Raw genomic sequence first — 25643 nt, forward strand, 5'->3', positions numbered from 1 at the left:
TAACAGATAAACTTCCGTGAATAGAATTATAAAGGGGTCATCCATGGAAAATCGTTGGCAAGTCGCTATTTCAGCCGGCCTATTGGCGGCTATTTGGTGTGGTGTCGCAGATGCCTTTCATCTGGTCACTTGGATTGGCTTTTTAGGTTGCAGCACTTTTTTTGCTCAGCCTAAGGCTGGTTTTCAAGGCGTGATGATGGCGTGGTGCACGAATCTGTCCGGTGTATTTTGGGCGTGGCTCATTATCTCTGGCAGCAGTTTTTTTGTGTCGCCCGTATTTGGGTATATTTTTACCGGCATAGCCACATCGGCTATGTGTTTACAGGCAAGTTATCAAAAGCTTAGCTTTATTCCCGGCGCATTTATTGGCTGTTGCACTACCTTTGCCATGGCGGGTGATGTGGCCAATGTCGTGCCGTCGTTGATCATTGGTGGCTTATTAGGTTTTAGCATGAGCCTGTTAACGGGGCAGTTGGTTAGCTTGACACAAAAGTGGTCTGCCGCCACGCGTAGTCAAGTGGCTAGCGCGGATTAGCATAATACCTGCTCAGATCTTATGACTGACACAACTGTCTTAGCGATCTGGGCTATAATGCTGATTTAGTGCCAAATAGCATTTTGTTCTTAGGAATTATCAAGATGAAACAAATCCAGTTTCGCACCATTGATGCCATATTGATCAAGTTCAGTCTCAACGGAAAGTTTTGGGTAGTGTGCTCTATGGTGGCGTTGATCACGGCCGCCGTGGCGCTCGTCAACTATCAACATGCGCACCGAAACGTCGAGCAAGCTTCTATTGCCCGCGTTCAAGCGAGCGTCGATACCTTAGCGCAAGTTGCCACGGCGCAAAAGCTAGAGGCTGATGCTCTGTCACAATTTGCCAGTCAATACGGTTTAACTGTGACCTCAAGGCAAAGTGAAGCGCAGCGTCAAGGGGATAAAGTGACGGCCAGCGCCAGCGTGTCAGGCATGCAAGCCTTACAACTGACGCAGAATGTTCATCAGTGGGAAGTCGATGCGCGCAGCGATGCTAACTTTATGTTCTGGTTAGCATTAGTGGGCTTGTTGCCCTTATTCCAACTGAGTTACTGGATTTCGACCTCACTCGGCGGTGGCTTGTGGGACATGTACTTAGCCATCAAACGCTTAGCTGATGGTGATTTGAGCTTTAGATTAAACTTCTTTGGCACTGACGATTTCAGTTTGATTGCCCGCGAAATTGACCGCTGCGCCGATAACATGAGTGAAATGGTGTCGGCCATTGGTAAAAATGCACAAACCTTGTCATTAGCATCCGATGAATTTAATCAACAGGCGGCCACCAGTGATGAGCTGATTGGTTTCCAACATCAATTCCTCGATTCCGTTGCCGTGGCGATGGCGCAAATGACTTCAGCGATTGAAGAAGTTTCTATCAACGCGAGCAACACTTCGCTGCAGACCAAAGAAAACTCAACCCAAATGTCGACCAGTCGTGGGCGCATTAGCCAGACAGTTGAAAGTATTGGCTTACTTTCAACTAAGATTGGCGCAGCGTTTTCATCGGTGGAACAATTGTCTAAGGATGCGGCGAGTATCGATGCCGTGGTTACGACGATTAACAGTATTTCGCAGCAAACCAACTTGTTAGCCCTAAATGCGGCCATTGAAGCGGCGCGTGCCGGTGAGCAGGGGCGTGGTTTTGCCGTAGTCGCCGATGAAGTGCGTACCTTAGCGGGTCGAACTCAACAGGCCACGGTAGAAATTCAGTCTATGATTGAAGGCTTACAGTCTGGCACGAGTCGTTTATCTAGCATTACCATGGAGATAGTCGATCAGGCCGATGAAGGCCGCAGCGCGATCATCGCCGTCGGTGACGATGTTCAAGGTATGGCGCAATCGGTGAATGCGGTATTTGATATGAGCAGCCAAATTGCCGCCTCGGCGGAAGAGCAGAGTGTCGCCGCGCGCGACATTGCCGGACAATTGAATGAAATCCGCCATCAGTCGGAAACCATCAAACAAACGGCCCAGCGCAGTGTGACCTTAGCCAATGATCTGCACCATGCCTCGGTCGAGTTAGATGGCATTTTAAAGCAGTACCGCACGAGCTAATGTGTCACCTTTAATGTGAGTCGTCGGCATGGGTTGTTGAGTAATAACGCCCGATACTGAGTCTCATGTTAAGTCGTAACGTATCATCCGACAATGGCGGAAATCGTAGATTTCCGCCATTTCATTATCGAAATATCTCAAAGCAGATAACTGAGTTGCTTAGCATTAATTGTCACTATTTCCCCAAAGCAAGTTAACTTTGTTGTCAGTTTGCAGCATGAATTGTCATTGTTTCCCCTGTGACTCGCCATCCCTTTATTCAACAAGAAGTATCCCTGAGGGCTCTACTAAAACATCCTGTTTTAGTCGGTCACAGTTGCAACAATGCCAATCTTAACTAACACTTCTGCTGTTCGTTTAGCTAAAAAAATATTGCCCCTAAGCTGGCTAGCATTCATTTAGTGAATTGAAAACTGACGAATGAATTGCCCTGCAAAATCTCATCTATTTACCAAATGTTTGGCCCTACCGTAAAGCGACTAACAATATATGGGTATACAGTCGTATTTAAATTTAGATGATGTTGAGTGTTTTTAAACTCATTAGTTTGCGCGTTTATATAGCCTAAAATTTATAAAACCCTTAAAAATCATCCGTATAAGCTTTCCCAAAATTAGTTAATATGTTTGGAAAACGCGCATGCGCGTTTTTCCGGATGGTGTATTTGATTAAAAGCTGATAAGTTCTTTGCATACAAATAGTTAACTGTACGCGTTTTCACTGGTCTAACGTGATAAAAGCGTAGCGCATAAGTAGTAAGACGTTAGGAGACAAAGGATGTCATCCGGAGTACCACAAGCTAATAAGTTTTATGAGGAAGTTGCTGAAACCAAAGTTGTCTGGTTCGGAGTTCTGCCTGGTGAAATACTGCTGGAATTCGATTTGAAGGATAAGAAGGTCTCTTTCCCTGTCTGGTCTTCTAAATCTCGGATAGAGCGCTTAAAGAAACTCAATCCAGAATTGCTTGGTAAGGTTGAACCGAGAAGTGTGGTTTGGGGGCAATTCAAGGAGCACTTTTTGCCAATCCTTCCACCTGAAACGAAGGTCGTAGGTGTCAATCTCAGTGGCAAAAAACTAACAGGTATCGATATTCCCGCGCCACTTTTGGTTAAGCAATTGGAGGCATTCTGGTAATGTCTCCTAACAAACAAATATTATCGCCAGCAAAAAGCGCTGGCTGCGACGTCAACCCGCTGCGCGGCTTTCCGCGCTAAATTTGGGCGTTAGGGAATTTTGGAGGTTCCATGGAGGATTTGGAGAGAATATTAATTGAGTTGGAGGAGCGTCTTTTCCAGCCTGATGTTCGAAATTCTTCAAATGAACTCGCTCAGCTAATTTCTGATGATTTTATTGAAATTGGTGCTTCCGGGTTGCGATTTGGGAAGGCAAATGTATTGGAGCGTTTACCAACTGAGGTTGCGCCTGAAATAACCGCAAGTAATTACGAGTTACGTATGTTTGGCCCGGATTGTGCTCAGTTGTTATACAAAGCGAAGATGTCAAAAATTGATCATCCATCGCCAATTTATTCGCATAGATGTTCAGTCTGGCGACAGAACAATAACGCTCAATGGCAAATGATTTACCATCAAGGGACAACATGTGCACCGTTTTAACCTGCAGCCATAACAAGCGCGTTAAACAATGCGGCCTTCGGCCGCTGGACTCGCAACAAGTTGCTCGCCGTTTAGGCGATAGTTAAGCCTCTAGGCGTACACATGAAATATCTTTTAGGAATTCTAATAATGATTTGGAGTGTTTTCTCTTCCGCTAAAGACTATCCAGAAGTAATTGTGGGTGAGGAAGATGGTTTTGTTGATCTTACCTTTACGATCTCAAATTCAAAAAAACTCGAATCTGGCTCATATCAGGTTGTCGTAAAAGGCAACCTGAAGGGCTATAAGGTTGGGTTTGCAATAGAGCTTTTGCCCTCTTGGAACCCGAAAGCGGTGGAAGGCATTGACGATGCCTTCTATTGGGGGGAGGCATTCTTCAGAAGCACTGGTTCTGAATCTGAAAATTTTATAAAGTCACTGGCTACTTTATACGGCGCAACTGTAAACGATGTATCTGTTCCGGAAAAGGTATATGCCCAAGTTGTTGGGCTTGCCTGTAATCCCGAAAAGATTGATGAATTGCCATGCAAAATGAAGTTCTTTTTTAATCCCGACGGTGAGGAAGATCTTTACTCTGAGGTTTTTATAAACATTGATACTGTTGCAAAAGAGCTAGAGTTCAACGAGAAAGACAATGATTATCGTGCACCATTATTACGTTCGTTGTTGCAATAAAGGCTTAACAAGCGGCTCCATTCCGCTGTCACTTTTTTGCGTGGCAAAAAGCCGCCATCAAAAATTTGCTCAGTGAGCCGGGCGTTTGCCCATAGAAATTTTAATTTGAAACTTACTAATTTGGGCTAAGGGTCTAACTCGGAATTGTCCAAAAGCTTGCTACGTATTTCTTCAAAACAAACAGGCTTCGCCGATGCTAAACAGGTGAACCATGGTGATTTGCGAGACGACCGTCTGCCCCATGGCCGCTCTTTGGCGTCCATGCCATCGCGGCATTTGTGAATCCTTTCACATCAGATGGGGCGGCCCTGCATCCACCGATGGACTTGAACAACGTCCCTGTTTAACTGCCAGTTCGCCATCTGATAGGCAGGACGCCTGAATGTCGTGCAATGCAGGGATGCATGAGAACGACCATGGCTCTCGTTCATAAGCTCAGAAACCCTAGATTTCTATTCACCGCGTCGATGAGTGAATGCCATGGCTCACGATTAATCTGTGGCTGAAGCTAAGCTCACAACTTTTCTGCGATGTATGCTGTTCATTTTTAACTTACTTGTGCCAATCTCATTCTGCTTAAGTCACTCTCAAACAAAAACATCGGCATATGCCGATGTTTTTATGTCTATGAGATGGTTAACCCTGCGGATTAGGCCTCTTTGAACGTGCTCCAAATGGGCGCGTGGTCTGAGGGTTTATCTATGCCGCGAAGATCGTAATCGACATCGGATTCGACTAAACGTGCTGCCAGTGAAGGTGTTGCTAAAATCACATCAATACGCAGGCCGCGGTTGTCATCGAAACCTTTGCTGCGGTAATCGAACCAAGAATAACGTTCGATGCGCTCTGGGTGTAATTGACGGAAAGTGTCGACTAAACCCCAGTCTTGCAAGGTTTTTAACCACTCACGCTCTTCCGGTTGGAAGCTACATTTACCCGTTTTCAGCCATCGCTTACGATTGACTTCACCAATACCTATATCTAAATCGGTCGGCGAAATATTGATATCACCTATGATGGCGATATCTTCATCGTTGCTGTGGTTTGTCTGCAAGTAGTGCATTAAGTCCTGATAAAACTTACGTTTAGCAGGATATTTTGTTGGGTGGTCTATGCTTTCGCCCTGGGGGAAATAGCCGTTGAATACGGTTAACGGACGACCATTCGCTTGGGCAAAAGTGCCGATAATCATGCGGCGCTGGGCATCTTCGTCATCGGTTGGAAAACCTTTTTGCAGCTTTTCTGGCGCGACTTTAGACAACATAGCAACGCCATAGTGGGCCTTGCCGCCGTGGTAATGCACTTGGTACCCCATGGCTTCGACTTCGGCTAATGGAAACGCTTCGTCGTGTACTTTGGTTTCTTGCAGGCCGATAATGTCGGGCTGGTGGCTGTCGATCAAGGCTTGTAATTGATGCAAGCGCGCGCGCAGACCATTGATGTTAAAGGACACTATTTTCATTAGGGCAGGACTCGTTTGAAAGGTTTAACGACCACGCTTTTATACACGCCCGCTTCGATATAAGGATCGGCATCGGCCCAGTGTTTTGCTGCCACTAAGGATTCAAAATCGGCGACAACCAGTGAACCACTAAAGCCAGCATCACCTGGGTTTTCGCTGTCAATGGCTGGATGTGGGCCAGCGATCAGTAAACGACCTTCATCGGCGAGGGCTTGCAGCCGAGCTAAATGGGCAGGGCGAGCGGCTAAACGTTTTTCTAAACTGTTCTCAAAATCTTGAGCTGAAATCATATACCACATTATTTGAGTTCCTTGCGTTGATCTTCGGGAAGGTGTTTATAAAGATAAAATACGGTCAGGACAGTATTAATTAAGGTTAAAGCGGTTAAACCAAACACTTTAAAATTGACCCAAGTTTCTAATGGCAAACTAAAGGCGACATAGATATTGACTAGGCCACAGCTGGCGAAGAAGAAGACCCAATACCAAGTTACGCGAGCCCAAATCTTGTCTTCTACTTGCATTTCTTTGCCTAACATCGACTTTAATATCGATTTATTGAGCAATTGGCTGACACCTAAGGCGATGGCAAACAAGCTGTAGATGATGGTCACTTTCCACTTAATAAAAGAATCATCGTGGAACACTAAAGTGAGTGTGCCAAACACTGTCACCATAGCAAAGGTAATCAAGTGCATCTTTTCAAGTTTCTTATATAGCGCATAGGTCACGATCAATTGAAGCGCGGTAGCTGCGATCAATGCGCCGCTGGCGATATAAATATCGAAAAATTTATAGACAGCAAAAAAGATGACGAGGGGCAGGAAATCAAGCAGTTGTTTCATAATTAATCGTGTTAAAGAGACATGGGCTTGAGTGTAGCATGTGCAACATAAGGGCAAAAGCATCATGGGCCTAGGATTGCGATCTTGCCCGTTAAACCGATTTAATCTTATAAGCTCGCCTCACGTTGGCTTGGCGGCGTTGACGTTAACCTTTGCACGACTTAACAGCGGGCAATCGTGGCATTGGCCAGTGTTGGCGAGTTGATACCTTAAGCAGCAAGTACGGCGAATACAGTGGATTTTTGGGCTCGGTTTTGAGCTCAATGTTGCGCTCTTTTTTACGCTTGAGTCTTTGCTCGAATCTGCACTGCTTTGCTCAGGTTCGATAAGTAAGTTAATGCTGTTATACAGCGGATTGGTGCTGCCATCTAAAAAGGTCGTGCGGCGAAACAGGGCTTGTTTCAATTGCTGGCTGTGCTGCTCAGTGAGTCCCAGCTCCCCAAGATACCAGTGGATTAGATAGCCTAAATGACTCCAATATAATTTAACGGGCACGGGGCTCAGAGTGAGCAGGCGCTCCACACTCGGCTGCAGTAAGTTTAAGATAAGGCCTTGTAGGGCGAGTTCTTTATCAACTGGCGGCTTATATAAGGTTAATGGCGAGTGTACCTCAATGTCTATCTTGAAACTTGGCTTAGTGTTGGTTTGGGAAAGTGGCTCGATGCCGTGGTATTTTTTAAAGGTCAAAGCGGTATTTGGCTGGTGTTTTGCGATGTTACATTCAAATTTGACCACTCGGCCACTGGGGTGTACCTGCATAAAAATGGACTGTGGCTGCCAGTGGATGGATTCTAAGTCAGTTTGTGGGGCATTGAAAATCCATTCCATCATAGGCGGGACTAAGAGGCCGAAATACCATTGGCCCCAAAGTGAATGCAGCGCTTTACGAGTGTCTTTTCGATTGGCCGCAGCGTTTTTACTGACCAAAGCGCTTTTACTGGCGAAAGCAGGCGTTCGGCTGTTTGCAGCTGTTTTATCTGTCTCGAGTTCAGTCTCGGTTTGAATCTGAGTTTCGGTCTGAGTTTCGGCGCTAGGATGTGCGATGGCAAAACGCGCGAGCAGTGTTTGATAAGTATCAGTGCTGCTCCATTCATCGAAACTGAGTCCCGTGGGTGAGGTCGTTGCGCTAAGGTGCTCGCCATAGAAGGGCGCCCGCTCATGTAACAGCTGATTGAGTGTCAAAATGGTGTGATTAAGATCGTCGTGGCTTGGCGAGATCTCGCGTAATAGTTGCAGTCTGGTGTCTCCCCGTTGGCTTGCCATAATGACTCCTTAATGGCTGTGCTTGATTGTCGCTGTGATTGATAAGCCCCGCTATTATTGATAAGTCCAATAGATGAGGACCTTGTGAGCCCAAGATTTAGGCTCACAAGGGTTTTCGAACTATCTCAATAAAAGTCTGACTTAGAAGCGATAGTCCAAGGTTAAGCTGGCACTGCGTGGTGTACCGTATTGGAACTGGCTGTATTGACCGACTTGGCTGTAATAGGTTTTATCTAAGGCGTTGTGCAGGTTGGCGCTGAGCTTAAGTTGCTCGGTGAAGGCGTAACTTGCCATCAAACTTGCCAGTGCATAGGAGCCTTGCTCGACTTCGACTCTAATCTTGTCTATACCATTGCCTACCGGTTTATCAGCCTCTTGGTAGACGCGGCTCTGCCAGTTAACCCCTGCACCAATTTGCAATTTATGCCAATCACCACCAAAGGTATAAGTGGTGAAGAGTTTTAACTGCTGACGTGGTGATGTGGTATTGATGCGTTTGCCCTTAGGATCTTCGGTGGTGAACTGGGTGTAGCCTAAGTAAACATTCCAGTCATCAGTGATTTTACCCGTTGACTCAAATTCGAATCCCTGTGTTTTTGTACCGTTTACGCCTTCATACACTTGTGTTGTGGTACCAGGGATCACATCGCCAGTGCTGATTCCAAGATTGTCTTGCCTGATCTCAAACACCGATAGCGACATATCTAAAGCCTCATCGAACAGGCTCGCCTTAATCCCACCTTCGTAGTTTTTCCCTTTGACCGGATCTAAATAGCTTTTATCGATTCTTTGTTTAGTTTGCGGCGCAAAAATGTCGGTATAGCTGGCATAAAGCGAATATTGCTCGGTCAGAGCGTATGTGAGGCCGAAGTAAGTAGTGAGTTCGTTGCTGATGTTGAAATTGTATAGGCTTTTAAAGTTATCTTGGTCGGTTTCCCACTCATTGAGGCGTAATCCGACGAGGACTGCTAAAGCGTCGCTGAGATTGAGCTGCGTCGCCACATAGGCGGCACTCTGCTTGGTTTCGCCAGATGAGCCAATGTCTGAGGTATCTTGCCATTGAGGTTTAGGGTACTGGAAGTTCGGATCGCGAAAATCTCCCAGTGGTGGCGCCTTTACTGTGGGATTATAGTAGGGATTGGCGAACTCTTGGCGTTGGCCATTCCAGCCAAACATCAATTGATGTTCCTGACCAAAGAGCTGGAATTGTCCTTCGGCGCGCAAATCCACATTGTGTTGGGTGCGACTGCCGTCGACATAGGCGATAGAGCCTGCAGTTGCGCCGATATTGGTTACAGGATCGGGATAGCCCGTGGCCCATAGCACATCGAACTTCAACGAGTTGTCTCCATAAGTGTAAGTCCCTTTTAGGTTCCAGCCATTATCAAATCTGTGTTCTAGACTGGCAAAGGTGTTGAGGCCTTGGGTATGCGCCGAGCCCCAATCGGGCGCTGTTGAAGTGGCGCGATCATAGTTAGTGCGGCTGCCATCACTGTAAAATAGTGGTAAGCCGCCCGACATAGTGCCGCTCGGTGTGGCATCTTGGTAATCAACCCCTAGGGTGAACAAGGTGCTATCGCCAATATCGGTTTCGACTATGCCGTATAAGGTGGTGCGCTGCTGCTCATATCTGTCTTGGAATGAATCTTTATCCTGATAGGCGGCCACCACGCGACCGCGCACAGAACCCGAATCATTTAAGCCGCTGGAAACATCGACCATACCGCGCACATTATTCCATGAGCCCACACTTACCGATGTGCTGCCCATAAACTCTTGAGTTGGGCGCTTACGGATAAGGTTAATGGCCGCCGATGGATTACCGGCTCCCGTCATGAGTCCCGTCGCGCCGCGTACCACTTCAACTCGTTCATAGATGGCGGTGTCGATGAGATTATCGCCATAGTTGAAGCGAGTGTCGTAGGTGGTTGGCACGCCATCGTACAAAATGCTGGTCACGGCAATGCCGCGGGCACTAATGCTGTATCTGTCGTTATCCATAGGGCGGGCATTGATCCCAGCGACACTGGTCATAGCATCAATCACGCTATTAAGCTGTTGATCGTTCATCATTTGACGGGTGATAGACGTGACCGATTGCGGCGTTTCTAAATAGGATAAATCGAGCCCAGTTGCCGTGTTCATCGCTTGGGTTTTATAACGATTGTCGTGTAAATCCTTAGCGCCAATGACATTGATGACTTCAATTTCTTTCTGGTGTTTCTTAGTCTTACTATCCGCATCGACAGTGTCAGCTGTGGCATGGGGAACCGTGGCTAATATGGCTGAACACAGCAATAGCTTCGGGTTAACGAGGGCTTGCCGACAGACGAGTGCGATGCTGGAGAGAGGAAAAGTCTTCATAATGGTGATCTTTAATTCCATTTAGGTTGGGTTTAAATAAAGTGGGCCAATAAGTAGCCCACACAAACGTTTCGTAAAGTTTCAGGTCTGAGCTGCGTGTTAACGTGTTTTCGGCTCAGCGCTGCCAAGTTTGGGACGCTTAAAGGCATGGCTTTGCCTAAAGGCCGCCAAGGGATTGTCGATACCGCCGGCGAAGCGTAGGTTTTTCTCCCTGTCGGCGAGGTCTATCATTTGTTGGTTGTTATTCAATTGGATACGATTAAGGCAGGTGCGTACAAAGTTGTCCTTAAACAGATCGTATTGGGCAAACTTGGCGGCCAAATGCGGATGCTGAGCTTGGTAATCACGTATATTGTCCGCCACTAACTCCCAGAATTGGCTTTCACTGACGCTGGTTTGCTCATCGAGCAGCGGTGCTAAATAGCGGAAAATACAGTCAAAAATATCCAGTAAGATGTAGTTAAGCTTCATCTCTTCTTCAAGGCTTACCGCCAGACGTTTTACATCTTCAGGTAGCGGCTTCGCGCCATTGAGTACCGCGACTTCTTCGCCTATGTCTTTCATTAAAATCTTGACTGGCACATATTCATCGAGCACTAAGATCAGGTTTTCCCCGTGCGGCATAAAGACCAGATCGTAGGCAAAAAACGCATGCAATAAGGGCGATAAATACAGGTTGAGGTAACGGCTCAACCAGTCTTTGGCTGGCAAGCCTGAGGCCGTTATCAAGGCTGCAATCAGCGCTTTATCTTCATGATCCGTATGCAGCAGGGCTGCCATGGTCATCAGATTTTGCTTAGGCTCAATGTGCGGCAGTGGGCTTTCGCGCCACAGGGCCGAGAGCATTTTTTTGTAGGCGCTGTCTTGGGTGAGCGCCTGCTCGTAATAATGGTGGTGGTAACCTATGGCGGCAATTTCTTTAAGGATCACAAACCCTTGCTGAGTAAAGTAAGGGTCGCTCTCTACCAAGTTCGCCACCCACGCATTAATTTGCGGTGTGCAGCTCATGTAAAGGGGCGATAGGCCGCGCATAAAGCCCATGTTTAAGATGGAAAGCGCGGTTTTGACATAGCACTTTTGTGGTGATGCAAGATTGAAGAAAGTGCGTATCGATTGCTGCACTTGGTATTGTTCGCTGCCTTCACCAAGGTAAACCAGATCGCCACGGGCTATGTCGCTGGCAAAGACGCGGGCGATTTTTTCGCGCCACTGCCAAGGATGCACAGGCATAAAGTAGAAGTCCTGTGGATCGTGCTGCTGGTTTTTAAGATGCAGCTGAAAATCATCGAACTGCTGGCCAAGCTCAGCTTTTAGTAATGTGTCGTGACTCAAGCTTTCGAGGGCGGCAAACGTGGTTTTGTTTTTGCGGACTCCAAGCCAGACTAACTGCATCGGCATCGCGCTTTCTGGGGCAAATTGACGGTAATCCTGCATATCAAAACCAATCCGGCCATTATTGGCAATAAACACCGGATGACCTTCTGTCATACCCGCTTCTATGCTCTGATAATCGGCTCGCGCCAGCGTGGCGGCGGGGATCGCCTGATGCGCTAACTTGTACGCCTTGCTGTAGAGGGTGCTAGTGATTTCCTCTAAATACGTGGGCAGTAAGGTTTCGCTGATCCCTAAGTCATTTTTAAGGGAAATGATCAGCGACATCGCATCGAGAATTTGCTCTTGTCCTGCGACTGAAACGCGGATGGAATCTGCATCAATCGCGAGATGATCTAGCTGATAGTGCCGTGCACTAAAATAGTAAGTGCTGTCTTTGAGCCGCAGTTCATAGTGGTTAAGCCCCGCTTTTTGCCCGTATAGCGTCGGCGTAATGAGCTTCTCGTGGGTGAATTCGCAGAGGATTTTCTTCACTAAATGCCGATTAGCCGCTTGCCAATAGGCGGGAGTCAAATGCTCTGGCATAGAAGTCGAGGTTGACGACAGCGTTGGCTCGAGTTGAGCCGCTGCGTGAGTTGGATGATCCTGCGTTGTCAATGGATCCATTCGTAAGGCTTTTGTGGGTAAGTTCATCTAGTTCACCTAAAGAGTCGATAATGTCATGGGAGAGGTTACGGGCGCCGCGAGCGAGCTTGGCAGCGCTGAGCTTGTCTGGACTAAGCCCGTCGAAGAGGGCCCGTTTGATGCCTGCTGGCGTTCGGCCGCAGTGCAAAATCCGAGGTAAGCTGCTTTAGTGCTTAATTGAATCGCTTTTTCATAGCGAATGCCCACTCGGCTATTTAAGCGATGAATTTTGCTATTGAGTTGATCGGGTTCAACCACTAGGCGGTTAAAGGCCAATTTTTCAAGCACGAGCTGCGCTATCGCATCCATCACTTTGAAGGATAAGCCGTTGATTGGGCTGCCATCGGGCGGCGCGATAATCAGGTGCATACCGCAATCCCCCGGCGCAACACGATAGTGGTGACCGATTTCATCGTGGGCAGGATCGTAGAGCTCAACCATAAAGAGTGATTTGCCCTGCCACTCACCCATCAAGGCAAACTTATGCTGCGTGGTTGCCATAAGGTTCTCTATGGCGGCGAGATTCAAGCCCTGCATGCCCCAAAACTGCGCGTACTCTTGGTTAAACCAAGACTGCAGTGTTGGCAAGTCTTGCTTGAGATCTAACGCTCTGAACTGGAAACCATTGATGCTTGTAATAGCTGATAGCTGCGTTAAACAATGGCTGCTAAATAGACTCGCCATTATTGCGCCTCCTTGTTTGGCGCCATCAAGACCGACATATTGGTTCCCGCGCCTGCGCTCATACTCGAAGTCGGCGTTTGGGTTGGATAGAGATGCGGCGATGCATCAGTGCTATTGTTGTGCGGCGACGTCTTAGGGAAATGTTTAGGTTTAAGATTCAGTGTGTTAATCGCATTGGCGCCGCAGGGCTGATGCTTGGCAAGTTTGGCCGGATCGAAGGTTTGAAAGGCGATGTGTTCTTCAATATGGTAGGGCGCATAACCAAGCACGGCCTTTAAGATGATGCCGTTGCGATAACAGCCCATTCCCAGATCCGGGGAACTTATTCCATGGGTATGTAAACCGACATTTTGGACAAAAATATCCCCGCGAATATCTATGCTGTAGTCGCGTTGCACGCTAAGTTGTCCCGCATCATCGAACTCGATCTGTTGCTTTATATCTTTGATAAATTCAGGTAAACGGTAGTGATAGCCAGTGCCTAACACCACTGCGTTCGTGGTTTGGCTCAAAGGGGTATCTTGCTCTTGATGCTGGAAATGTAACTTGAGTGCATCTGGGTCAGTTTGAATACAGGTTAACGCCACATTGGTCATCAATTGGCACTGGAAATCCGCAATCAAGCGCTTTTGATATAACAAGTCATAGATGTCGTTGATAAGCTCTGCATTAATGCCCTTGTAGAGCGATTTTTGACTGGCGATCAAAGCACAGCGTTTTTCCGGTGCTAATTCGTGGAAGTAATCGACATAATCTGGCGAGGTCATCTCCAACGTCAGCTTAGTGTATTCCAAGGGATAGAAACGTGCTGAGCGCGTCATCCAATTCAGTTGATAGCCATAGGTATCAATGTCTTGCAGTAGATCGTAAAATACTTCCGCTGCACTTTGGCCACTGCCAATGACAGTGATGGCACTCTGACTCTGCAGGTAGGTTTTTTGCTGCATATAGCTAGCTGTATGCATGACCCGCGCATCTTGAATGGGGCAATCCTTTGGCAGATAAGGCTCTGTTCCTGTGCCTAACACTAGCTTTCGGCATTGATAGGTATGGGTTTTGCCACTGCGTCTATCAAAACCTGTGACTCGATAAATACTTTCACCGGCGTTGTAATCCACTTGAGTGACTTTAAAGCCAAATTTTAGATTGCTGAGTTGCTGGCTTACCCATTGGCAGTACAAGTTGTATTCGTGGCGAGGTAAAAAGAAATTCTCACGAATGTAAAAGGGATAAAGTCTACCCGTCTTTTTGGCAAAATTAAGGTAACTGTAACGGCTGGTGGGATCGGCCATAGTCACCAAATCTGACATAAAGGGGGTTTGCAGTCTTGAGGATTTGAGTAGCATGCCTGGATGCCAATCAAAGCTGGTTTTAGCATCTAAAAATAAGCAGTTAAAGCCGTCGATAGGTTCTGATAAGGCGGCGAGGCCAAGATTGAATGGGCCAATGCCGATGCCGAGTAGATCAAAGATTTCGCGATCCATTTCCCTTTGTTGAGTAGTCACTTACGCCTCCTTTGGCAGCATGCTGTTGCGTGTTGCCGATCCAGTAATCAGTTACCTAAGGACGCAAACCAAGTAAATGCGGCAGTCAAAATAGCCTGTTTGGCTATCTATCTTGCTGTGGTTAATTAGCTATGTTTAGCGCAGTCCTTAGGCCATTTTTCCTGCTGCCTCTGTCCCGACAACGGCGAGTAAATTAGCACGTGAAAATATTCAAATGCAAACCATTCTCATTTGGGTGGTGGTGAGTGTTAATACTTTTAACTTACGGATAAGCGGGCTAAGTACGGTTAATAACGTATGTGACGGCAAGATAATTGGCTGGCAAAAAGGCTAAACTTAAGGGGTGTATAATCGAGTTGATTACGAGTAATTTGACTTTTAAGGCTATAAATACAGTTGGTTATATCGATATTTGTGTTGGTTTATTAATCGAGGGGAATTGATTTAGATTGCGGTAATGTCGGCTGAGTCCAATGGGGATAGGTGCCGCTAAACAGTCAGTGTAAATCCATTGTAAAGCGCAGGCTGGAGCCTCGCTGAAGGCGCTGGGTAAATGAGTCGGGTGTGGGTTAAGTTTAAATGCATTGGCTCTGCTGAATGAGTTCAGAGGCATTACCCCCAGATGTATTCGCTTAGCTTGGTATTTTCTCAGAGAGCTATTCGCTTAAAACTGCTATTGGCTGGAGCTGTAAATAGGGCGGTTATCTCCGCATGGATAGCGGCAGTGCGCGTTTATTAAGGGCATGAACTTAAGCTAAAGCCGTACTAAGACGGCTTTGAAATGTGGCTGTTAACTCAGAATGCGAGTTCGAAAGGCTAAATCGTAAAGCTAGCGTAAATCGACAAAGTGTCCGGTAATTTTACGCACTAATGGCAACACCATCAGCAGTGTCGGGAAGGCGACCACCCATGAGATCAGCCAAGCACCGAGCCAGAGTTCGATAAACTGCGGTGAAGCGCCAACGCCATTGAAAGTACTGATCCCAGAAACGATACAACTCATTAGAATAGAAAGAAAAAAGGGCATTACAACCGTGGCGTACTTGGCTGGTAATTTAGGCGTGCCCAAAAAAGTACGAGGTTTGTCATCGGGCAAAGATTTAGAAATAGTCATCGGATCCTCTATTGGAAATTCATCAGGCGAATGATTTGTCACAGGCTAACACTGTCACTTCCGTTATCGACTTCATTTGCTTTCCCCATCGGGTTCAATAGCGGAAGCAAGGTATTTAAGCGATTGATGAAGTTTAGCCCGAGCGGCGACATTCTAGGTATTGCACCGATAAAGCGCAATCATTAAAGCCCAAGCTAGCCTATCTGTACGTTCACAGTTAGCTCAGGGATCAGCACTTAATTCATTCCATTTGTTACCCAAAGCTCGCCCGTTATATTGACCCAGTGACCGAGCGAAATAGGGGATTTGCCAAGTTCATTATCAAAGGGGAGTGCAAGGTTTGAGTGCGACAGGTAAATCGTATCTTCGGGTGTTTGGCTGATGTCGACGATTTGTCCTGAAGTTTCAACGTTCAATTGAATTGGTAGGCGTGGAGCTTGCTCAATGATGTCAACTTGAACACTTGCTAGTCGGCCGAGTAATTCAACCGTCACCCATTGGTTAACCGGAAAGCGCATTTTTGCCAGTTGATCGCTGCCTTGGTAATAAAACCAAATCGGCGCGCCATTGTCGCATTTGCCTGCGACTTCACCTTCAACACCATTGCCACATGGAGTTAGCTCGAGAATATAGATCCGATACTGCATATAAAGTCCATTTCATTTCGATACAGACATGCTACCGAGGAACTGTGACTAAATAACTGTGACTAAATAACCGCTAAGCTATCAGTTTGATTTCTTGTCACGGTAGGGGGGGGGAGGCGTGATTGTTGATAAAGATAAGAGCCGTAAGAGAACACCAACAGTGAGGTGAGCAAGGCAGGGTAAACATAGGAGTCGGTCAATCTAAAGCAAAATAAGTGAGGCGGCGAATGTGCCCCACTTATTCTGTTGATTTTTCTCTTTCATCGCGTCTTAAGCACTAGCGATTCAGGCTATCAATTTAAATCAGTGACTTAGTTTATCAATTTCAATCAGTAATTTATCTCAGAGATTGAAATCTTGATTAACTTAGGTCGCCGCTTTCATGGCGCGAGTAAAATCGCCAAGTGTCGCCAGTAGCTTAGCTTCATCGTGCTGGTGGGTTTCGATGATCTTCACAACGGCAGAGCCAGAAATGGCCCCTGCTGCGCCAGCTTTGATTGCGGCGGTTACTTGAGCGGGTTCGGCAATGCCAAAGCCGAGTAGCGGTGGCGGCGCGTTAAAAGTTTTCAATTTGGATAGAATTTCTTCCACCGGAACGCCAGCTTTAGTGTCTGTGCCTGTCACCCCTGCGCGGGATAAGAGATAGGTGTAACCTTCGCCGCTGGCGCTAACCAGTGCAAGGGTTTCACTGTCGGCATTGGGCGGCGCGATAAAAATTGGCGCAATACCATGGGCTTTAGCCGCTTCGCTAAAGGGCGCCGATTCTTCCACGGGTACGTCGGCAATAAGCACTGAATCCACACCCGCTTGCTGCGCTTTGGCGTAAAACGCATCTATGCCATTAGCAAACACCAAGTTCGCATACAGCAGCAAACCGATTGGCAGTTCAGGATATTTAGCACGCACTTGCGCCAGTAATTCAAAACACGCCGTTGGAGTCGTGCCCGCCGCTAAAGAACGCAGGTTAGCACCTTGGATCACAGGGCCATCGGCCAAGGGATCGGAAAACGGAAAGCCCAGTTCTAAGGCATCGGCACCGTTTTGCACTAAGGTATCGATAATTTTCAGCGATAACTCAGGGCTAGGATCACCAAGGGTGACGAAGGGGACAAAAGCACCACGGCCTTCGGCTTTGAGTTTGGCAAAGGTGGCTTGGTAACGGGCCGCTTGGTAAAGGCCTGGGTTAGTCAATGTATCACTCATGTTCGTTATACCTCTTTACCATTCAAAATGTCAGAAACGGTGAAAATATCTTTGTCGCCACGACCGGAAAGATTGACCACTAAAATGGTTTCCTTAGTGCACTCGCGCGCCATTTTCACGGCATAGGCGATAGCATGGGCCGATTCCAATGCGGGGATAATCCCTTCACAGCGAGCCAGTTGTTGGAAGGCTTCTAACGCTTCATCGTCGGTAGCCGATTCATAACGGGCGCGGCCTGTGGCATTAAGATGCGCATGCTGCGGGCCAACGGATGGGAAGTCCAATCCAGCTGAAATCGAATAGGATTCTTCGATTTGGCCTTCGCTATCTTGCATCAAAGGCGCTTTCATACCGAAGAAAATACCTGTCTTACCGTGTTTAAGCGGCGCGCCGTGCATTGGCGTGTCGATGCCTTTACCCGCAGGTTCGACGCCAATCAGTTCGACACTTGGCTCGTCGATAAAGTCAGCAAACATGCCGATGGCGTTGGAACCGCCGCCCACACAGGCGATAACCGCATCGGGCAGGCGACCTTCACGCTCTAGCATTTGCTTTTTGGTTTCTTCGCCAATAATGCGTTGAAATTCACGCACTATGGTTGGGAACGGATGTGGCCCCGCGGCCGTGCCGAGTAAATAGTGGGCCTTTTCGTAGCTGCCAGACCAGTCGCGCATCGCCTCGTTACAAGCATCTTTTAAGGTGGCAGAACCTGAGGTGACTGGAATCACTTCCGCGCCCATCAACCGCATTCTAAATACGTTCGGTGATTGGCGCGCAACGTCTTTAGCGCCCATATAGACTTTACATTTTAAGCCTAATAGCGCGCAGGCAAGGGCGGTGGCAACGCCGTGTTGTCCTGCACCGGTTTCTGCAATAATTTCCTTTTTGCCCATGCGTTTAGCAAGCAGAGCTTGGCCTAACACTTGGTTAGTTTTATGTGCGCCGCCGTGGAGTAAATCTTCTCGTTTGAGGTAGATTTTTACCATAGGATTGGGGCTTAAATTGCGGGTTAAGGTCAGTGCTGTAGGGCGACCCGCGTAGTTCTTTAGTAAATCGGTAAATTCGGCTTTAAAGTCGTCATCTTCCTGCGCTTCCACAAAGGCAGTTTCTAATTGCTTAAGGGCTGGCACTAAAATCTGTGGCACATACATGCCGCCGTATTCGCCGAAATAAGGGTTAAGCTTTAACTTTGACATACCTTTTTCCTTATCTTATCAATCAGTTTGTCAGTGGTTTGATGGTGCTAACAGCGTTTTGGTGTTAACCGTATAAATAGTGTTAACTGAGCCGTTATCTATTTGGTCACTGGCATTAATAGGTTCATATTTTTTGTCGAGCATCACGCTTGTCGAGCACCAACTGCATCTAGGGCTTCTTGCTTAGCGCGATAGGCTAAAGACGTAAATGGGTAAAAGCCGTTTGGATAAGTTGCGCCGATTTAATCCCTGCGGCGGTTTCTAGGCCTGAATTAAAATCTAAACCGTAAAATCCTTGGGCATTGGCACTTGCCGCATTGCCTGGATTGAGTCCGCCCGCCAACATGGCATGGGCCTTTTGCTGGCCTAAGGACTTCACATCAATATTTTGCCAATTAAAGGCTTGGCCCGAGCCGCCAAATTGGCCTGCCGTTTTACTATCAAAGAGATATCGCTGTGCTCCCTGAGGTATGTTACCAAGCTCACCCGTTTGCGCATCGACGCTCACGGCTTTCCAAATTTGGGTGGTGAGTCCCGCTTGCTCAAGTCGCTCGGCGAGCTGTGCGATTTCAAGTTCAGTTTCCGTGCCGTGCAGTTGTACGGCAGATAACTGCAAACTGGCGGCGATATCGGTGATGGTGCTTGGCGCGGCATTAACAAACACGCCGACAAATTCAATGGTGGGGGCAGCGGAGGCGCGATACGTCCTGAGCAGTTGTTCTGCGGCATCAAGGGTTAAGGCGCGCGGGGATTTTTCAGCAAAAATCAGTCCGCCATAGACAGCGCCTGCTGTTGCCGCGGCGCGAATATCTTCCACACGGGTGAGGCCGCAGACTTTATTGTGACCGAAGATCAATTTACGGCAGGCGAGGTCTATATCAGCTTCGGCCATTATCGAGCTGCCAACGAGAAAGCCATCAACCAGTGGACTCAGGCGGCGTACTTGCTCATTGTTGTAGATGCCTGATTCGCTGATCACCACTCGGTCGCTGCCAATGTGTGGCGCAAGCGCTTCTGTGGTGGCGAGATCGGTACTCAAATCCCTTAAGTTACGGTTGTTGATGCCGATAATCGGCGCATCTAATGCGATGGCGCGCTTAAGTTCTTCTTCGTTACTGACTTCGGTCAGCACATCGAGTTGATACTTAGCCGCTTCTTTCGCTAGACCTTGATATTGTTCATCATCAAGCACGGACAGCATCAACAGAATCGCATCGGCGCCTTGGTGGGCGGCGAGTTTGATTTGGTATTCGTCTACAAAAAAATCTTTGCACAGAATCGGTTGATTGACCCGAGCGCGCACCTTAGGGATATAGTCCATATCCCCTTGGAAAAACTGCTCGTCGGTTAATACCGAAATGCCCGCTGCATATTTGCCGTAAATATCGGCAATGGCTTCTACATCAAACACATCGCGGATAAGCCCTTTGGACGGACTGGCTTTTTTGCATTCTAAAATGTAACCCGCCTTGGGCGCCTTGAGTGCCGCAAACAAACTGCGGTCAGAGATTTTTGGCGACAGACTCGCCTCAGGGAAACGCAGCTTCAGGGCGGCAATATGGGCCGCTTTGGTATCGACGATACGGGTTAACACATTACTTTTTGGCATAGCGTTTGTGGCTGCCTCTGGCTGAGTACGCAGGTCTTGAGTCATTGCTGTTGGAGTCACTTCTACTTGAAACATTCGCTTATCTTCCTCTTTCTTGACCGTTGACTAGGGCTTCACCGCTGACTTTTGCGAGCTGGCTTAACAATTCAAAGGCTTTGCCGCTTTGAATGGTAGCGAGCGCAAGTAAGGTTCCGGCTTTGACTGAATCAGTAATTCCACAGACATATAAAGCACAGCCGGCATTGATGGCGACCGCATTGGCGTGTGCTTCATTGCCACGGCCTTTTAAAATCGCCTCGGTAATCAAGGCATTCTGCGCGGGCTCGCCCCCTTCTAAGTCTGATATTTGCGCTAAAGGCACGCCTAAATCGGCGGGCGTGAGTTGATACTCAATAATGTCGCCGTCTTTTAACTCAGCAACTTGGGTGTTGCCGTGTAGCGCGACTTCATCTAAACCGCTGCCGTGCACTACCATAGCGCGTTTTGTGCCAAGCGCCTTTAATACTTTCGCTATCGGTAAGACTAACTCAGGGCTATACACGCCAAGTAACATAAACTCAGGTCGTGCGGGGTTAATTAGCGGCCCTAACACATTGAATAAAGTGCGCGTTTTCAATGCTTGTCTTACGGGCACCGCATGTTTTACCCCGCCATGGTAGTGGGGCGCAAACAAAAAGCACAGATTCAATGCGTTAAGGCAACGACTGGCGGTCTCTGGCGACATAGTTAGGTCTATGCCAAATTGCGCCAAAAGATCCGATGAACCCGATTTACTCGACACGCTACGATTGCCGTGTTTGGCGACCTTAGCGCCTGCCGCTGCGGCCACAAAGGCTGCGGTGGTGGAAATATTAATTGTATTAAAGCCATCGCCACCCGTGCCAACAATATCAACTATGCCATTATGAAGCGGATTGTTGTTTCGCTCAGGGCAAGGAAAAGGTTTGGCGGCGGCGCGCATGGCATCGGCGGCGCCGCTGATCTCATCTATGGTCTCGCCGCGCATTTTCAGCGCAACTAACATTCCTGCCATTGCGGCTTCACTCATTTCTCCGCGAATTAATGCGCCAAAGAGTTCGGCGGTTTGTTCGCGGCTTAAACTCTTACCTTGGTATAAAACGTCGAGTAAAGGCTGAATAGGGTTGGTACTCATGCGGTTACTCCTGTTGTTATGTCTTGGGTAAGAAAGGCTAAGGTTTGAATGAGCAGTGTGCTGCCTAAGGTGGTGAGAATCGATTCAGGGTGGAACTGAAAGCCAACGGCTCTGTGCTCAGGGTGCAGAATTGCCATCGGCATAGCGTCAGTCGTTGCAATCACCTGCAAGCACTCAGGTACGTGAGTGGCAACGAGACTGTGATAACGGGCAACGGGCAGGGGAGAGGGCAAACCGGCAAATACGCCAGTGCCATCATGGAAAGTCGGGCTTGCCTTGCCGTGCACCACAAAAGGCGCGCGCGCCACTGTGCCGCCGTAATATTCCACCATAGCTTGATGCCCAAGGCAGATACCCAGCATAGGCACTTTACCGGCGACTTTGGCGATAAGCGCCATCATAGAGCCTGCATCATGGGGCGCACCAGGACCAGGTGATAACACTAGGGCTGCTGGTTCTTGTTCGTTAAGCAGTTTTTCGGCGATAAAATCGGCGGCAACATCGTTGCGGTAAATCACCACTTCACAGCCTAGGCTGCGAAATTGATCCACTAAGTTGTAGGTAAAGGAGTCAAAGTTATCGAGTAGATAGAGTTTCATGTTTGGCTCCTATTTAGATGGTACTGAAGTGGATTGTACAAAAGCCGATTGAGCTGACGCGTCATTCGCTGGCGATTCATTGACTCGCAGTCCAGCGCCCATTTTGATGGCCGAAATCACGGCTTGAGCTTTTTGACGGGTTTCATCTGCCTCGCTTTGGGGATCTGAATCAAACACGACGCCCGCGCCCGCTTGAATAAAGGCGGTGCCATTTTTAACAAAGGCGGAGCGGATCACGATGCAAGTGTCCATATCCCCAAGGGCATTAAGGTAACCGACAGCGCCGCCGTAGCTGCCGCGGCGGGCTTTTTCTGCTTGGCGAACCAGTTGTGATGCGCTTACTTTGGGGGCGCCAACTAAAGTACCCATATTCATACAAGCCTGATAAGCATGCAGCGCATCTAAATCTTGGCGCAGTTGACCCGTTACGCGACTGACGAGGTGCATCACGTGAGAATAACGGTCCACTTTCAATAATTCAGCGACTTTACGGCTGCCGCTTTGGCTGATGCGCGCGATATCGTTGCGAGCTAAATCGACCAACATTAAGTGTTCTGACAGTTCTTTTTTATCTAAACGCAGTTCAAGTTCAATGCGGCTGTCTAAGTCAAAATCAATCTCGCCCGTGGCGGTTTTGCCGCGTTTACGGGTGCCGGCAATCGGGTAGACTTCGACTTGATTACTGCTGGCTTCGTACTTAAGCGCACTTTCTGGTGAGGCACCGAAAAGGGTGAAATCTGGGCCCCTGAAATAAAACATGTAAGGGCTTGGGTTCGTTAGACGCAGGGCACGATAAGCTCCTAAGGTATTCGGGCAAGGCAAACTAAAGCTACGCGATGGCACCACTTGGAAAATATCGCCCGCAATAATGTGTTCTTTCAAATCGATAACGGTTTGTTTAAACACCTCATCGGAAATATTGACTTGCTCAGTTGCGTCGATGGCGACCAGTGTCGGCACATCGGCAGGTGAATTACCGAGGGTTTTACATTGTGTGCTTAACTGCTGAACTCGCTCGCTCAGCGTTGCGGTGATGGCGGCATACTGGGCTGAATCACGACTGAAATTATGGGTAATGATGTCGGCTTGTTTTAGTTTATGGTCAATAAGGATTAAGGTTTCAGCGAGGTAAAATAAGTAGTCTGGGCAATCATTATCGTGGTTCGGCACGGCTGGCAGCGGTTCGACGGTATCAATCAAGTCGTAGGCCAGCACGCCACCTAAAAATAGATCCTCAAAGGCGGGTTTACTTTGGCTGTCAGTATGAGTGCCACAATCAATCTGCTGGATAAACATCCGTAGGCCATCGAGTGGCGAGGTAGATTTTAGGCGTGCATCTTCATCCTGCAGCTGAGTGTCTTTTTGCAGCGTCACCACTAAGGTCAAGTTATCACGGACTAGATTGGCACTCATATCAGCACGATCGCCGCTCGCGCTGAAGAAGGTTTCGATTGGGGCAAGTAAGCTCGCGCCATTGTCGGTCAGTGCGGTAAAGGTCAGTTGATAACCGTCGCAGCGGATCATCATGGCGGCATGGGTCATCACCATGCTTTTTAAGTGATCTTTACTGTCGATTTCGGCCGATTCCAACAACATAGTATGGGGCGCATCTTGGGTAATGTGCTGATACAAGCGCAGTGGATCACTGTGGTAGGTTAATGCCGCCTTGAGTGTGCTTGAGCGTGCGAATGTCTGTTTGGGCATGTTCATACTCCAGCTACCTTATAAAATGTCTTTAACATCATGAGTTATCTCGCTTTCTTAATCTTGTTACCCGAGTCTGCCGACATTTTTCGCACCTAACAAAAAAGCCCGCATTTCTGCGGGCTTCTTGTTGATTCTGGTCACTTTCAAATGAGCACAGAGCTTCACACCACCCGCTAAGTTGGGAAGTGCCACCACCAAATGATGTTTAATGAAGCGTTAATATGTGTCATTCAAAAGGGTCTCGCTAATTCAGTAATTGGTGTATAGAAAACCTTAGCTGGGGTCGAATGTCAATTGAATATTTTTCATTTTCTGCGATTTATTCACTTTAATGACGCAGAAAATTTAAGTCACACAGCCACAAAATGCGAGATAGCAGCGCATTTATTAACAAATTCACGTACAATAGCCCCATGAATACTCAAAGCATATTGGCTGATCTGCACAGCCACACGACCGCATCCGACGGTCAGTTAACTCCGTCTGAATTGGTGGCTAGAGCCCTTGAAAAGGGCGTGCAGTTATTTGCGATTACTGACCACGACACGGTAGCAGGTTTACCCGAAGCCCGTGCCTTTAATCTATCGCAAGCAGAACCATTGAAATTGATCTCTGGCGTAGAAATCTCTACTCGCTGGAACAGTTATGATATCCACATAGTTGCGCTTAACTTCGATGCGGATAATCCTGCGTTATTAGCATTTTTAGAAAACCAGCGTGAGTTACGTGAATTACGCGCCCAAGAAATTGGCCATAGATTAGCCAAGGCCGGTATTGAAGGCGCTTACGAAGGTGCCAAGGCGTTGGCGGGTGAAGCGGCATTGAGCCGTGGACATTACGCCCGTTGGATGGCTGAAAATGGTCATGCTGTGGATATGCCGAGCGTATTTAAACGCTACCTTGCCCGCGGTAAAACCGGTTATGTCCCCAATAATTGGGGTGATATGGCCAGCGCCATCGATATCATTCATAACGCGGGTGGATTAGCTGTGTTGGCGCATCCCAGTGGTTATAAGTTATCGGCAAAATGGCTTAAGCGCTTAGTGCGCGAATATAAAGAAGCGGGTGGAGATGCCATGGAAGTGGTACTTGGCCAGCAAACATTAGACGACAGGGCCAACCTTGTGGCCTTGAGCTTACAAAATCAATTGCTTGCATCGATAGGGAGTGATTTTCACTTTCCAAGTAATTGGATCGAATTAGGAAAAAATCTGTATCAGCCCCAAGGTATTGATTGGGTCTGGCAATCGGAATCTTGGGTGAAACGACCATGAGTCAGTTTTTTTATGTACATGAAGTAAATCCGCAAACACGCCTTATCAGTCAAGCTGTTGCCGCCTTAAAAGCGGGCGGTGTGATTGTTTATCCTACCGATTCGGGTTATGCATTAGGCTGCTTGATTGGTGAGAAAGATGCGATGACGCGGATGGCGAGAATTCGTCAAATCGAGAACGATCATAACTTTTCATTGATGTGCCGCGATTTATCTGAGCTTGCGACCTACGCCAAAGTGGATAATCAGGCGTATCGCATCCTAAAAAGTTGCACGCCTGGGCCTTATACGTTCATTTTTAAAGCGACCAAAGAAGTGCCGCGTCGTCTGCAAAATGATAAGAAAAAGACCATAGGTATTCGTGTGCCCGACAATGTGATCGCACTGGCGTTGCTTGAAGCCTTAGATGCGCCGCTGATGTCGACCAGTTTGGTGATGCCAAATGCAGAATTTGCCGAGTCTGATCCTGAACAAATTCGCGACTTGCTCGAGCATCAAGTGGATGTGATTATCCACGGTGGTTATTTAGGCGAAAAGCCGACGACAGTGATTGATATGTCTGAAGATGGCGCCGAAATTTTGCGTGAAGGCGCGGGTGATATCACGCCGTTCCTCTAAA

23 protein-coding genes and 1 other annotated feature are annotated in these 25643 nt (G+C 47.8%); of the genes, 7 read left to right on the top strand and 16 right to left on the bottom strand.

Going from position 1 to position 25643, the window contains the following annotated elements:
* Positions 1 to 43: 43 nt before the first annotated feature.
* From Q4Q50_RS02400 to Q4Q50_RS02420, 5 genes are all read left to right on the top strand, one after another.
* The gene (locus Q4Q50_RS02400) at positions 44 to 535 is read left to right on the top strand and encodes a DUF1097 domain-containing protein (protein ID WP_126491661.1); all 492 of its coding nucleotides are present in this window, start codon (positions 44 to 46) and stop codon (positions 533 to 535) included.
* A 104-nt stretch (positions 536 to 639) separates the two neighbouring features.
* Positions 640 to 2094, top strand: coding sequence for a methyl-accepting chemotaxis protein (locus Q4Q50_RS02405; RefSeq protein ID WP_311898215.1), 1455 nt, complete (start codon positions 640 to 642; stop codon positions 2092 to 2094).
* 777 nt (positions 2095 to 2871) lie between these two features.
* Complete coding sequence (locus tag Q4Q50_RS02410) at positions 2872 to 3228, top strand: DUF2750 domain-containing protein (RefSeq protein ID WP_259583333.1); 357 nt, start codon at positions 2872 to 2874, stop codon at positions 3226 to 3228.
* 110 nt (positions 3229 to 3338) lie between these two features.
* On the top strand, positions 3339 to 3710 hold the full coding sequence (locus Q4Q50_RS02415) for a nuclear transport factor 2 family protein (RefSeq protein WP_259583334.1): 372 nt from the start codon (positions 3339 to 3341) through the stop codon (positions 3708 to 3710).
* Between the two features lie 102 nt (positions 3711 to 3812).
* Positions 3813 to 4385: a hypothetical protein gene (locus tag Q4Q50_RS02420; RefSeq protein ID WP_311898218.1), complete on the top strand. Its 573-nt coding sequence runs from the start codon at positions 3813 to 3815 to the stop codon at positions 4383 to 4385.
* A 649-nt stretch (positions 4386 to 5034) separates the two neighbouring features.
* Here Q4Q50_RS02420 and xthA read toward each other — a convergent pair.
* From xthA to Q4Q50_RS02500, 16 genes are all read right to left on the bottom strand, one after another.
* Positions 5035 to 5847 carry an exodeoxyribonuclease III gene (gene xthA, locus Q4Q50_RS02425; protein ID WP_006085442.1) on the bottom strand — a complete coding sequence of 271 codons (813 nt, stop codon included), beginning with the start codon at positions 5845 to 5847 and terminating at the stop codon, positions 5035 to 5037.
* Positions 5847 to 6146, bottom strand: coding sequence for a YciI family protein (locus tag Q4Q50_RS02430; RefSeq protein WP_006082200.1), 300 nt, complete (start codon positions 6144 to 6146; stop codon positions 5847 to 5849). The genes xthA and Q4Q50_RS02430 overlap by 1 nt, the downstream gene beginning before the upstream one ends.
* Positions 6146 to 6691 carry a septation protein A gene (locus Q4Q50_RS02435; RefSeq protein ID WP_259579262.1) on the bottom strand — a complete coding sequence of 182 codons (546 nt, stop codon included), beginning with the start codon at positions 6689 to 6691 and terminating at the stop codon, positions 6146 to 6148. Before Q4Q50_RS02435 ends, Q4Q50_RS02430 begins: the two co-directional genes overlap by 1 nt.
* 120 nt (positions 6692 to 6811) lie before the next feature.
* A complete protein-coding gene (locus Q4Q50_RS02440; RefSeq protein ID WP_311898220.1) occupies positions 6812 to 7954 on the bottom strand; it encodes an IucA/IucC family C-terminal-domain containing protein in 1143 nt (380 codons plus the stop codon).
* 141 nt (positions 7955 to 8095) lie between these two features.
* Positions 8096 to 10339 carry a TonB-dependent siderophore receptor gene (locus Q4Q50_RS02445; RefSeq protein ID WP_311898222.1) on the bottom strand — a complete coding sequence of 748 codons (2244 nt, stop codon included), beginning with the start codon at positions 10337 to 10339 and terminating at the stop codon, positions 8096 to 8098.
* 78 nt (positions 10340 to 10417) lie between these two features.
* Positions 10418 to 12343: an IucA/IucC family protein gene (locus tag Q4Q50_RS02450; RefSeq protein WP_311898223.1), complete on the bottom strand. Its 1926-nt coding sequence runs from the start codon at positions 12341 to 12343 to the stop codon at positions 10418 to 10420.
* 9 nt (positions 12344 to 12352) lie between these two features.
* Entirely contained in the window at positions 12353 to 13018 is a 666-nt protein-coding gene (locus Q4Q50_RS02455; protein ID WP_311898225.1) for a GNAT family N-acetyltransferase, read from the bottom strand.
* The gene (locus Q4Q50_RS02460) at positions 13018 to 14523 is read right to left on the bottom strand and encodes a lysine N(6)-hydroxylase/L-ornithine N(5)-oxygenase family protein (protein ID WP_259583340.1); all 1506 of its coding nucleotides are present in this window, start codon (positions 14521 to 14523) and stop codon (positions 13018 to 13020) included. The genes Q4Q50_RS02455 and Q4Q50_RS02460 overlap by 1 nt, the downstream gene beginning before the upstream one ends.
* Before the next feature lie 829 nt (positions 14524 to 15352).
* Positions 15353 to 15637: a DUF2798 domain-containing protein gene (locus tag Q4Q50_RS02465; RefSeq protein ID WP_006082193.1), complete on the bottom strand. Its 285-nt coding sequence runs from the start codon at positions 15635 to 15637 to the stop codon at positions 15353 to 15355.
* A 236-nt stretch (positions 15638 to 15873) separates the two neighbouring features.
* Positions 15874 to 16284, bottom strand: coding sequence for a glycerate kinase (locus Q4Q50_RS02470; RefSeq protein ID WP_311898226.1), 411 nt, complete (start codon positions 16282 to 16284; stop codon positions 15874 to 15876).
* Between the two features lie 366 nt (positions 16285 to 16650).
* Positions 16651 to 17487: a tryptophan synthase subunit alpha gene (trpA, locus tag Q4Q50_RS02475; protein WP_115334332.1), complete on the bottom strand. Its 837-nt coding sequence runs from the start codon at positions 17485 to 17487 to the stop codon at positions 16651 to 16653.
* A gap of 5 nt (positions 17488 to 17492) precedes the next feature.
* The gene (trpB, locus tag Q4Q50_RS02480; protein WP_012089560.1) at positions 17493 to 18683 is read right to left on the bottom strand and encodes a tryptophan synthase subunit beta; all 1191 of its coding nucleotides are present in this window, start codon (positions 18681 to 18683) and stop codon (positions 17493 to 17495) included.
* 196 nt (positions 18684 to 18879) lie between these two features.
* Positions 18880 to 20367 (bottom strand): bifunctional indole-3-glycerol-phosphate synthase TrpC/phosphoribosylanthranilate isomerase TrpF, encoded by a 1488-nt coding sequence (gene trpCF, locus Q4Q50_RS02485; RefSeq protein ID WP_311898229.1) that lies wholly within the window; start codon positions 20365 to 20367, stop codon positions 18880 to 18882.
* A 4-nt stretch (positions 20368 to 20371) separates the two neighbouring features.
* On the bottom strand, positions 20372 to 21445 hold the full coding sequence (gene trpD, locus Q4Q50_RS02490) for an anthranilate phosphoribosyltransferase (protein ID WP_311898231.1): 1074 nt from the start codon (positions 21443 to 21445) through the stop codon (positions 20372 to 20374).
* Entirely contained in the window at positions 21442 to 22044 is a 603-nt protein-coding gene (locus Q4Q50_RS02495) for an aminodeoxychorismate/anthranilate synthase component II (RefSeq protein ID WP_311898234.1), read from the bottom strand. The genes trpD and Q4Q50_RS02495 overlap by 4 nt, the downstream gene beginning before the upstream one ends.
* 9 nt (positions 22045 to 22053) lie before the next feature.
* Complete coding sequence (locus Q4Q50_RS02500; protein WP_311898237.1) at positions 22054 to 23748, bottom strand: anthranilate synthase component 1; 1695 nt, start codon at positions 23746 to 23748, stop codon at positions 22054 to 22056.
* A 98-nt stretch (positions 23749 to 23846) separates the two neighbouring features.
* Positions 23847 to 23954 (bottom strand) — a sequence feature (Trp leader region).
* 210 nt (positions 23955 to 24164) lie between these two features.
* On the opposite strand from Q4Q50_RS02500, the gene rnm reads away from it, so the two are divergent.
* Together rnm and Q4Q50_RS02510 are read left to right on the top strand one after the other, a co-directional pair.
* Positions 24165 to 25025 (top strand): RNase RNM, encoded by an 861-nt coding sequence (gene rnm / locus Q4Q50_RS02505; RefSeq protein WP_311898238.1) that lies wholly within the window; start codon positions 24165 to 24167, stop codon positions 25023 to 25025.
* A complete protein-coding gene (locus Q4Q50_RS02510) occupies positions 25022 to 25642 on the top strand; it encodes an L-threonylcarbamoyladenylate synthase (RefSeq protein ID WP_006082184.1) in 621 nt (206 codons plus the stop codon). Before rnm ends, Q4Q50_RS02510 begins: the two co-directional genes overlap by 4 nt.
* Position 25643: the final 1 nt, after the last annotated feature.

The organism is Shewanella scandinavica (assembly GCF_031932065.1).
GTDB classification, from domain to species: Bacteria; Pseudomonadota; Gammaproteobacteria; order Enterobacterales; family Shewanellaceae; genus Shewanella; species Shewanella baltica.